At 63.5% G+C, this 12,490-nt stretch carries 1 protein-coding gene; it reads left to right on the top strand.

Annotated features, from left to right (window positions below):
• Position 1 precedes the first annotated feature (1 nt).
• Positions 2 to 12,478 (top strand): filamentous haemagglutinin family protein, encoded by a 12,477-nt coding sequence (locus tag RMV17_RS17060; RefSeq protein ID WP_311881355.1) that lies wholly within the window; start codon positions 2 to 4, stop codon positions 12,476 to 12,478.
• The last annotated feature ends 12 nt before the right edge of the window (positions 12,479 to 12,490 follow it).

Genomic DNA, 12,490 nt, shown 5'->3' with positions numbered 1-12,490 from the left:
GATGCTCGCTCGCCCATCCCGTCGCAGTACCCGTGCCCCGATGCTCAAGCGTGAGGTCGCCGATCCGGCGCTGTGGCTGCTCAAGCCACTGGCGCACGCGGTGGCGTTGTGTCTGGTGGCGGGGAGTGCGCAGGCGCAAACGGCGTTCAGTTCCAACTGGTTCGCCGCCAAGGGCGCCGCACAACAAGCGGCGGCAGCGCGGCCGAGTGTTGGCGGGTTGCCGGGGATGACGCCACCATTGGCCCAGCAGCAACGAGCCAATCAGCAATTGCAGCGCTCGTTGCAGACGCTCAACAACACCGTGGCGGCAATTGCCGCACAGCAGGCGGCTCAGGCGGCCGGGCGTGCGGTGGCGTTGGGCAGTGTGCAAAACGTGCCGGATGGCTTGGGCGAGGGCGGCTTGAAGGTCGATAACAGCCTCACCCAGGGTTGGCTGAACGCCAAGGGGCCGCAGCAGACTCTGGCTGACGGCAAGACCACGGTGAAGATCGAGCAGACCGCCGACAAAGCGATTCTCAACTGGGAAACCTTCAACGTCGGCCGCAACACCACGGTCGAATTCGCTCAGCAATCCAACTGGGCAGTCCTCAACCGGGTCAACGACCCAAGCGCGCGTGCGAGCCAGATCCAAGGCCAGATCAAGGGCGACGGCACGGTGATGCTGATCAACCGCAACGGCATCGTGTTCAGCGGCAGCAGCCAGGTCAATGTACGCAATCTGGTAGCCGCCGCAGCCAACATCACCGATATCCAGTTCCGCGACCGGGGCCTGTACTTCGACAGCACCGCCACCCAGCCGACCTTCACTGACGCAGCCGGCAAGGTGCTGGTGGAGCGTGGCGCCAGTATCCAGACCCATGCGCCCAAGGCGTCGACGGACGCTGGGGGCTACGCCTTGCTGTTGGGCAACGAGGTGCAGAACGATGGCAACATCAGCACCCCCAAAGGCCAGACGCTGCTCGGTGCAGGCGATCGCTTTTACATCCGTAAGGGTTCAGGTACCGATGGCAACGCCGTGTCCACGACCTTCGGCAACGAAGTCACGCCGGGCTTCAAGACCGGCGCCGTGGCCGGCAAGGTCAGCAACAATGGCTTGATCCAGGCCGCCACCGGCGACATCACGCTGACCGGCCATGAGGTGCTGCAAAACGGTGTGTTGCTGGCGAGCACGTCAGTGGCCACGCGCGGCACTGTGCACTTGCTCAACCCGGTGACTGACAACGCTGGCAGCGTCACGCTCGCTCAGGGCAGCGTCACCGCGATCATGCTCGATAGCAGCGATCTCACCGCGCTCGACAGTCAGCGTGACGCATCGCTACAGGCCGTCAGTGCCAACAACCGCATCCGTGGTGATCAGTCGCGCATCGACATCGGCAGTGGCGGCAGCGTCGAGTTTCAGAACGGTTCGATCACCCTCGCCACCGGTGGCCAGGTCGCTGTATCGGCGGGGCGTCGCAGCCTGGTGCGCGACGGTGCGTTGATTGATGTGTCCGGCGCTGTCGGGGTGAAGGTGGCGATGGAAGCCAATAACATCAAGATCAACGTGCAGGGCAACGAGCAACGCGATGCGCCGGTCAACCGCGAGGGCGGCGCGCTCAACAGCAACGACATCTGGGTCGATGTGCGTGAGTTGGTGTACGTGCCGGCCGGCACCAACGGTTACGCTACAGATCGTTGGTACACGGCCGGAGGTCTGCTGGAAGTCGGTGGCTATCTCGGTACTCAGGGCCACGGCATCGGTGAATGGATGGCGCAGGGCGGTTCCGTGAATTTTGCCGGCAACGACGTGGTCACCGAGAAAGGTTCGCTGATCAACTTGTCCGGCGGCACCCTCGACGTGCAGAGCGGCGAGATCCGGCAGAGCTGGTTGCGAGGCGCCGACGGGCATTTATATGAAGTCTCACGGGCGCCGGGGGATCTGCTTTATACCGGGTTGTACAAAGGCTATGAAGACAGCAGCGAGCGCTGGGGCCAGACGCAGTTTTTCTACAACCCGCTGATTGCACCGGGCTCGCGTCAGGAATCGGGCTACACCGTCGGCCGCGATGCCGGTCAATTGGTGATTGCCACCCGCAACGCGCTGGTCGATGGCCAGATTCTCGGCGAAGTGTTCCAGGGCGAGCGCCAGACACAAGCACCCCGCGCGGTGCTTGATGGCTATGAGCAGAGTCAGATTGCACGGGCTCGCCGGGCGCAATTGATCGTGGGTCAATACGATCCGGCCTGGTCGGCGACCGCCGGTGGCCTGCAGTACCTGCTCGATCCGCGACTGGACCAGGTGCAGATCGGCGGCACTCATGCAGCGGCGCTCACAGCGCCCGGCCTGACGGATGCCGTGGCGCAGGAGCGGGTCGGCAAGTTGTATCTCGACATCGATATGCTCAACGGCTTTCAGCTCGGTGCGCTGAAGGTCTCTGCCGCGAAAACCATTGTTGTCGATCAGGCGCTGGCCGTTGATTCCGGTGGTGACATCACCTTGTTCGGCCCACAAGTGCAGGTCAATGCGAACCTGACTGCGCGTGGCGGCAGTTTGACTGTGGGGGATATCCTGACCGGCAATTCCGCGTTGCCGGCACCGGCCGGGACGGCTGTCGGTGTCACGGTGGCCAAAGGCGTGCAACTCGATGCCCGCGGACTGTGGAGCAATCTGCGTACCGATCCGGACGACGTGAACAGTCTGGCCTACCTCAATGGCGGCGTGGTGTCTGTGCGCAGTACCGGCAGCGTCAACCTGGACAGTGGCAGTCTGCTTGACGTGTCGTCCGGCGGGGCGCTGTTGGCCAATGGCAAGACGCGCGGCGGCAAGGGCGGCGACATTACACTGGAGTTGAGTCCGTTGACCCGTTCGGCGTCGTCACAATTGATGCTTGATGGCGACGTGCGTGGCTACGGTGTCACCGGTGGCGGCAGTCTGACGATTCAGTCCGGCAACGTTTTGATCGGTGGAACCGGCGCCGCACACGGCGATAATACGCTGCAACTGGCATCGAGTCTGTTCAGCAGCGGTTTTGCCAGTTACAGCGTCACCGGCCTGACCGGACTGAAAGTCGCTGATGGTGCGCAGATCGATGTGGTGATGCCGGTCTACCGTTTCGGCGATGCGGCGCCGAACCAGTCCAGCGGCGCCGATCCGCGCACGGCCCTCGAATTGTGGACCCCCACGCTGTTTCAGGAGAACCCGGCCAAAGGGGTTCTGACCCAGCGTGGCGGCGCCAGTCTGGCGCTCCAGGCCGGTTCCAGTGAGTTGGCGCTGATCGACCCGGTGAGCAGTCCGCTGTCCATCGGCCACGGTGCACGTATCAGCGTCGACCCGGGGCAGCGCATCAAACTGCGCGGTGCCGGACAGATTACGGTCGACGGGCAATTGAACGCCTGGGGCGGCACTCTCGATATTCGTCAGCAACAGTTTGGCTCGCTGGACGTGGCGACCATGCCGCAGAACGCCGACCCGCAGGCCCACAACCGTTCTATCTGGATCGGCGAAGACGCGGTGCTGGATGTTGCCGGTCGCGCCTACACTGCCGTGGATGCGTTGGGTCGGGTTTACGGCCAGATCGGCAAAGGCGGCAGCATTATTCTCGGCGGCGAGATTGATTCGAAGAAAATCACCGCGACGTCGGCCGATGCTTACGTGATTGTGCGCGACGGTGCACGCCTGGACGCCTCCGGTGCGCACGCGGTTCTGGATATCGCCGGGGGCGGACCGACCGACGTCGCCACCGATGGCGGGCGCATTGCCTTGAGTTCTTACAATGGCGTGTTCCTCGACGGTCAGTTGCAGGCTGCAGCGGGTGGCGTCGGCGCGTCGGGTGGACATCTGGAGATTGTTCAGGACGCGCCGCTCTACCAGATGAATCTGGCGAGCAACGAAGTGCGTGCGCCCCGCGAAATGATCATCAGCCAAGGCTCGGATGGCTCGCTGCTGCCGGCGCATCTGCAGGCTGGCGAAGGCGCGGCGCAGTTGCGTTACGGTCAGACCCGCTTGAGCGCGGAGCGTTTGATGTCGGGTGGTTTCGATCACCTGAGCCTGTTGAGTAACGGCTTGCTCACATTCGCCGGCGACGTCGACCTGCGCATGAATCAAAGCCTGAATCTGTACACTGGCTCGATCTCGCTGGCGCAGGCCGCCAGCGACTCGACGCGGGTCAATCTGGCCGCGCCATACATGCGCTTGTCGGGGCTGGGGCTCTACGTGCCTTCGGATGTCAGCATGCGTCCACGGGTGCTGGCCAACGCGACCACTCAGCTGTCGAACGCCCGCTTCACCGCCACCGCTGACCTGCTTGATCTGAGCAACACCTTGTCGTTCGGCACCGAAGGGACAATTGCGCAGCTCGACGCGCCGGCCGCTGCCGTCAGCCGTCGTGGCTTCGACCAGGTCACCCTCGACAGTCGTGGCGACATGCGTTTTCTCGCGCCGAACGATAAAGAACGCAGCTCGCGGTTGTGGACACCCGGTGATCTCGACTTGCGCGCTGCGCAGATTTATCCGGCCACGGGTGTTTCGGCCGATGTCCGTGTCGGTTATCAGGGCTATACGGCCGTCCCGGAACTTGCGCGCACCTTGCGTATCAGCGGCCATGGCGAGGCACCGCAGGCCTTGCCGTATTCCGCTTTTGGCAATTTGCTGCTGGTTGCCGGCAAGATCGAGCAGGGCGGCGTTATCCGCGCCCCGTTGGGGTTGATCAGATTGGGCGAGAACTCGCTGGGCAAAACCCAGGAACTGAGCCTGTTGCCCGGCAGTGTCACGTCGGTCAGCGGCGCTGGTCTGGTCATGCCGTATGGCGGTACCACCGACGGTATCGACTATCGCTACGACGGCAAATCCGTGGTGTTGCACGGGATCGCCAGTGCCCTGGATGGCGTGATCCTTACCGGGCAGTACGTCGATGTGCAGGGCGGCGCGTTGATTGACTTGTCAGGCGGCGGCGATCTGCGTGGCGCCGGTTTTGTCTCCGGGCGCGGTGGCTCCACCGATGCCCGATTCAATCCGTTGGTGCGCAACGCTGCCGATGGCACGTTCAGTTTGCCGGGCCTGAGCAGTAACCCGGTGTACGCCATTGTGCCGGGCAACCAGAGTGCCTTTGCACCGGCACTCGCCGAGGCCGGTGCAAGCGATTCGCGCATTGGCCAGCAAATTACCGTCGGCGCCGGTGTTCCTGGCCTGGCCGCCGGCACCTACACCTTGCTGCCTTCAACCTTTGCCTTGTTGCCCGGCGCGTTCCGGGTCGAGGTCAACGGCCAGGCGACGCCGGGCATGACCAGCGGCGCGTTGAAAATGCGCAATGGTTCGTGGTCCAGTGCCGGGCTGATGTCGATTGCCAACAGCGGTGTGCGCGACAGTCTGCCGAGCCAGGTGATCCTGACGTCGGCCGATGTTCTGCGCCGCTATTCGCAGTACAACGAAACCAGCTTCACCCAGTTCATCGAAAGCGATGCGGCTCGTCGAGGTGTGCCACGTGCGTTGGCGCCAATGGATGCGAAATCGCTCAACGTGCAATTGGTGGCCGGTGGCAAGCACGACATCGACATGAACTTTCAGGGCCAGGCCCTGTTTGCCCCGAGCAAAGGCGGCGTGGCCGGGAGCGCTGTCGTGTTGGCCCAGGACCTGGAGGTACTCGGTGAAGGCCGTTCGCGCACGCCGGGGTTTAGCGGGATTTCGCTATACGCCGGCAGCCTTGACCGTCTCGAAGCCGGACGGCTGAGCCTTGGCGCCACGCCGACGGTTGAATACGGCTCGGCGGGTAACTTCATTCGCTTTGAGGGTTCGGCTGCCAATATCACTCTGCGTGAAGGCGCAGTGTTATCGGCACCGGAAGTGCTGTTGCGCACTGACAAAGTCGACGGTGGCATCACGCTGGAAGCGGGCGCCGGTATCAACACCCTCGGCCGCGGTGATGCGCCTTATGACTCGACCGACGGCTTCATTTATCAGCCGGGTTCCGCCAGTCTGTTGGTCGTGTCCAACGGTTGGACCAGCACGCTCGCACCGACCGTCGCCACCTATTCGGAAGGCCCGGGCAGCATCCGCATCGGTACGTGCGCTGCGCAGCCATGCGCTCAGCCAACGTTGCTCTATTCCAATGGCAGCATTACCGCTGCCACCGATAACCAGTTCGAACTGAACGAATCCGTGCGCTTCGGCACCCGTCACCTGGCGCTGGCCGTCGGCGCGGTCAATGCCGGTAGCGCCGAGGCGCTGGCCGCGGCAGGTCGCGTACCCAGTGGCCTGACCTTGAACCAGAACGTGCTCGATCGCCTGCTGCGCGGCGATACGCAGTTTGGTGCTCCGGCACTGGAAACCCTGAGTCTGACCACTCGCGACGCGTTCAACTTCTTCGGCGACGTCAGCCTCGATACGCTTGACCCACAGACCGGCGTCAGTCGCTTGCAGAACCTTTTATTGGCCACGCCCGCCGTCTTTGGCTGGGGCGAGGCTGACGATGTGGCGACCATTCGCACCGCCAACCTGATCTGGAACGGTGCGACCCAGGCGCCGGGCGCGGTGGCCAGTGGTGGCGCCGGGACAGGAAGCGGCACACTGGACATTCAGGCGCAACGCATCGAGTTCGGTTATGGCCCGAACCCGCAACCCAACGGCCTGGATCAGAACAACCGATTGGCGTTGGGTTTCGCCAACGTCGACCTCAACGCCAGCGAGCGCATCACCGCCAACCACAAGGGCAGTCTTGCGGTGTATCTGGCGCAAGGGGCTTACGACCCGATTTCCGGCTACGTCTACAGTGGCGGCAACCTCAATCTGCGTACGCCGTTGCTCACTGGTGAAGCGGCCTCGGTCAACCTGTTCAAGGCGGGCGGCAACCTGACGGTGAGTGGCGTTGCGAATGCTGCGGTGGCCGATGCCTTGGGTGCGGAGTTGACGCTTGAAGGGCGCAATGTGCTGCTCGACGGTCGCATTGCACTGGCCAGCGGCAAACTGGTGGTCAAGTCCGAGAACAATCTGACCCTGACCAACGCCGCGCACCTGGACCTGGCCGGGCGTACCTTGCCATTCAATGACGTCAGCAAATACAGCTGGGGCGGCGATGTGGCGCTGTACAGCAGCCACGGCAATATCCGCCAGGCTGCCGGTTCACGTATCGATCTGTCGGCGCACAACAACCAGGCCGGCAATCTCGGTGCGGTGGCGCTGGCAGCGGATGCCGGGGTGGTCGATCTGCAAGGCGAGATCCTCGGTGCCAGCAGCGGTTACTACGATGCCGGTGGCACGCTGGTGCCGTACAAGGCCGGTGGCGTGGACATTCGCGCACAACGGCTGGGCGACGATTTGAACCAGGACTTCGCTGCGTTGAACCAGCGCTTGAACGCCGGGCAGGTGTTCGGCAGCCGCAGCTTCCAGCTCAAGCAGGGCAGCCTGGTGCTCGGCGACGGGCTCAAGGCCGGTGAAGTCAATGTCTCGGTGGACAACGGCAGTCTGACCGTGGCCGGCCTGATCGACGCCAGTGGTGAGCGGGTCGGCAGCATTCGTCTGTCCGCCAATAACGGTCTGACTCTGACTGGCAATGCTGTGCTCGATGCCCATGGTCGCGTGCTGCGTGTCGACAGCTACGGCAAGATCATTGATGCCCCCAACCGCGCCATGGTCGAACTCGATTCCGGCAATGGTTTGCTGACGCTGGCGTCAGGCGCACGGATCGATTTGCGCCATGGCACCGACGCGCCGCCTGGCAGCGCAGCCGGTCACAACGATGGTCTGCCGCGCGGTACGCTGGAACTCAATGCACCGCGTATCGGCGGCGGCGACATCGCCATCGATGCCAGCGGTGTGCTGAACATTCAGGGCGCGCGTTCCATCGGCCTGAATGCCATGCGCCGCTACACCGATGCAGTCGACGGCACCGATGCTGCCGTCAGCGGGCGCCCGTATCAGGTGATCGATCAGGCTTATCTGGACGGTATCCATGGCGACAGCACGGCGTTCATCGATGCGGCGCTGGGCAACGGCGATTTGCTGCAACGCAAACTGGCCGGATTGAATAACGCGGCTTATAGCGATGCGTTCCACCTACGCCCGGGCGTCGAGCTCGCCAGCAAAACCGCCGACGGCGATCTGGTGGTGCAGGGCGATCTGGACCTGTCCGCTTACCGTTACGCCAGTCTGAATCCGCACACGCAAAAAACCGCTGTTTATGGTTCGGGCGAATCCGGCAGCCTGCTGATCCGCGCCGGCGGCAATCTGGATATTTACGGCAGCATCAACGACGGCTTCGCGCCGCCGCCGGAAACCGTTGACGACGCCGGGTGGAAACTGGTGCCGGGCATCCAGCCTTTTGGTGGTGACCTGATCGTGCCGGGCGCCGGGGTGACGCTGGCAGAAGGCACCTCGTTCCCGGTCGGCACGACGCTCAATTACGACTTGCCGATACAGAGTGCGACGCTGGCCAGCGGCACGCTGCTGCCAACCCAGGGCATCCTCGCCGGGCCTTACACGCTGACGGCCGGTACAGTCCTGGCCGGTGCGGTACATGACGCCGCCGGCAACCTGCTGTACGCCGCCGGTACCTTGCTCAGCGACAACGTGACCTTGCCGGCGGGCAGCCGCCTCGGGGCCGGGACGCGGTTGAACTCGGCCACCGCCATGCAGGCGATGCTCTGGCCCAAGGGCGTGCCATTGCCTGGCACGTTTGCCGACAACAAAATCGTTGGCGTGAAATTAAGCGGTGCATTGGCGTTGTTGCGCGGCTCGCTGATTCCGTCGATGACCGACGTGGTGCTGGCCGACGGCACAGCGTTCATCGATTTGCGTCCGTTGAACGGCACGCAGCAGGGACGCAACTGGGCCCTGGCGAGCATGCTGCCGTCGGGCAGCACCTCGTGGTCGATGCGCGTAGTGGCGGGTGCGGATCTTGATGCTGCCGACAGTCGCACCGTGAAACCGCTCACCAGCGAAGGTCACTTGCGACTGGCGGACACGCATTACGGAATGGTCGTCACCACGAAAACCCTCGACACCACCTGGGCGGTCGACAATGCGTTGGGGTACCCGGCCGGGGAAGTGGTGAAGGAAGATGAAATGTTCTGGTGCGACGCGATCCCGGGTGTCTGTGTCGCGCCCGCCAAGTTCCTCTGGACGGACGGCAATCCGATGGGCGCACCGGCCGGGTCGCCGGTCAGCGAAGACGATCTGTTCTGGTGTGATATTGACCCTGCTTATTGCGCCGCCAACGTAGGCGGTACCACGGTCTCCACTCATTCGCAGATGTTCAGCGTTTTGCGAACCGGCGCCGCCGATCTGGACGTGATGGCCGCTGGCAATCTGAGCATGGAATCACCTTTCGGGGTGTACACCGCGGGTACCCAATCCAGCGATGTTGACGCGCGTTACAACCAGCCACGCGGTCGTTTGTCGGACGATGGTTCGGTGCTGGGCAGCGCGGGCAGTGATAACGAAAAATGGGTAGATGGTGGTAGCGACAGTCTGTATCAGGCCTGGTATCCGCAACTGGGGGGTAACCTCACGATTGGCGCCGGCGGTTCTGTTTCCGGCGATGTCGTCGGGCGACGTGCGACCAGTATCGCGATGGAAACCCGAGAGCAGGTGCCAAGCGTTGCCGTTGGCAACTGGCTGTGGCGTCAGGGTACGGGGAACGACGAAATACCGACCGCCTGGTGGATCAACTTCGGCAGCTATGCCAGTCAGCCGTTGGCGGATTCGAGCAGGAGTACCGCGCCGTATCTGGTGGGTTTTACGGGTTTCGGCACTCTTGGCGGCGGTAACATCAGCCTGCGCGCTGGCGCAGACGGTGGCATGCTTGACCCGGTCGGTGATGGCCGCAGTAATCTTTATCCGCGAGGGCAGGGCCTGATCGTCGCCGTGGGCAGCACCGGGCGAGTGGGCAGCGATGGCAGCCTGCAACTGACCGGTGGTGGCGATATCGACATGCGTCTCGGCGGTTCGCTCAACCCCTCGCTACAAGCCCGGGCGGGAGAAACCGGAACGCAAGCGCCGCGCCATGATCTGCAAGGCGCGGTGATCAACTTGCGTGGCGCTGCGCAAATCAATGCCAGTGCCGTGGGCGGCGTCAATCTGCAGTACGGTGCGTTTTCCCTGGATCAGGATTCGCGCGAAGTCCGTGCATACGATCCGTTCAAATCGACCCTGGGTAGTGCCTCCGGCGGTCTGGTACTGATTCCGGGAGATTCGGGGATGCGCCTGAGCACCCGTGGCGACCTGGTGTTGGGCGGTGCAGCAGATCCGGGACGCGTGCGCTTGCAAAACTCCACAGCCTTTACTGACGCCAGTGGGGTGGGCCATGCAGGCGGTGGATTGACCGGTTTCTCGCTGTGGACCGATCACACTGCGATCGATCTGTTCTCGGCGGGGGGCAACCTCACACCCAGCACGCAGTTGGCCGAATCGGACAATCTGTTGGTTTCCACATCCAATACATCACCCACTGACGGTCGCTTCGTCTATCCGTCGATCCTGCGCGCCGTGGCTGCCAAAGGCTCGATTTACGCGGGATCCTCGGCCGCTTATGGCACGGGCAATGTTCCGCCGGCCGAGGGCTACTCGTTGCTGTTGGCACCGTCTACCTCCGGTCAGCTGGAACTGCTGGCAGGCGATTCGATCTATGCCGGCGGTTATGCGATCAATCAGTCAGGCGCCAGTCCAGCGGCGATTACTTCGCCATTTGCGCCGTCCTTCAATGGGTTCGTCAGCAACAGCGCGGACAGGCCGCTCATGACCAATAACAGCGTTGACGGCGTGGCGACGCAACGCAACGCGCGCTACCCATTATTTGCGTTTGGTGCCAATAGCTATTCCGGGTTGAGTGGCGTGCAAGGGCCCGCACGGTTTTACGCGTTGACCGGAGATTTGGTTGGAGTCCGCAGTGGCGAGACGCTGACATTCTTTAGGTCCGGCGTACAGCAGCGCACCTGGTACGAAGCGGCAGGGCCTGTGTGGATGCTCGCCGGGCGCGACCTCGTCGCCTCGGGCACTTATCTGGGCCAGCCAACAGCCGTACCGAATGAAGTACTGAGCTACAACGGCGACGAGATCAGATCCACCGGCAACCTGTTCATTCACAACCGGCCCAACGATGTGTCGCGGGTTGCGGCCGGGCGCGACATTCTCTACAGCAGCTTCGATATCGCCGGCCCAGGTGTGCTTGACGTCAGCGCAGGGCGCAACCTTCTGATGGAGGACCGTGCCAGCATCACCAGCATCGGGCCGGTGCTGGCAGGCGATAGCCGACCGGGTGCCAGTGTGGTGCTGCAGGCCGGTGTTGGTGCGCAAGGGCTGGATTACTCACGGTTCATCGCGCGCTACCTCAACCCGCAGAACGTTGCTGATTCGCAGGTCTCTCTCAACGGCCAACCGGGCAAAGTGGTCAAGACGTACCTGGACGAACTGCAGAGCTGGCTGACCCTCGGCTATGGCTTCAGCGGCAACGTGGAGCAGGCGCAAGCGTTCTACGCCGCACTGCCGAGTGCCGAACAGGCGATCTTCGCGCGGCAGGTGTACTTCGCCGAACTGCGCGCCGGTGGCCTGGAATACAACGACGTCGATGGCCCGCGCAAAGGCAGTTATCTGCGCGGTCGCAACGCCATTGCGGCGCTGTTCCCGACCACTGATGTGGCGGGCAATCCGATCCGTTACGACGGCGACATCACGCTGTACGGCGGAGCAGGGGTCAAGACCGTGTTCGGCGGCGACATCCAGATGCTCACCCCGGGTGGCGGTCAGGTGTTTGGCATCGAAGGCGCAGCGCCGCCATCCACGGCGGGGATCATCACTCAGGGTTCGGGCAACATTCAGCTCTATTCGCAGGGCAGCATTTTGCTCGGCCAGAGCCGGATCATGACCACCTTCGGCGGCTCGATTCTCGGCTGGTCCGCCGAGGGCGATATCAACGCCGGTCGTGGCTCGAAAACCACCGTGGTCTACACCCCGCCGAAACGGGTTTACGACACTTGGGGCAACGTGACCCTGTCGCCATCGGTGCCGAGCACCGGCGCCGGTATCGCCACGCTCAACCCGATCGCCGAAGTGGCGCCGGGCGACATCGACCTGATCGCGCCGCTGGGCACCATTGATGCCGGCGAGGCGGGGATTCGCGTGTCGGGCAACGTCAACATCGCCGCACTGACGGTGGTCAACGCCGCGAACATCTCGGTGCAGGGCAAGGCGACGGGTGTGCCGGTGGTCTCGGCAGTGAATACCGGCGCGATCACCTCGGCCAGTTCCGCTGCATCCTCGGCCACCCAAGCGGCGGAAGACGTGGCGCGTCAGCAGCAAGCGGCGGCGCGGCAGAATCAGGCGTCGGTGTTTACCGTGCAGGTGCTCAGCTTCGGCAACGAACAGCTTGCGCCGTCTCGAGATGGTGCCAGCCGCGCGCCGGCACCGGGTTACAACCCGAACAGCCCGGTGCAGGTGCTGGGCGCCGGGGCGCTGGATGAACAGGCGAAGCAGCAGTTGACCGAGGAGGAGCGCGGGCAACTGACGTTGTAAAAGACTCTCGTG

Source organism: Pseudomonas sp. VD-NE ins (assembly GCF_031882575.1).
Taxonomy (GTDB): Bacteria; Pseudomonadota; Gammaproteobacteria; order Pseudomonadales; family Pseudomonadaceae; genus Aquipseudomonas; species Aquipseudomonas fluorescens_BZ.
Note: the sequence above shows the minus strand (reverse complement) of the source record. Positions and strands in the feature narration are given on the sequence as shown.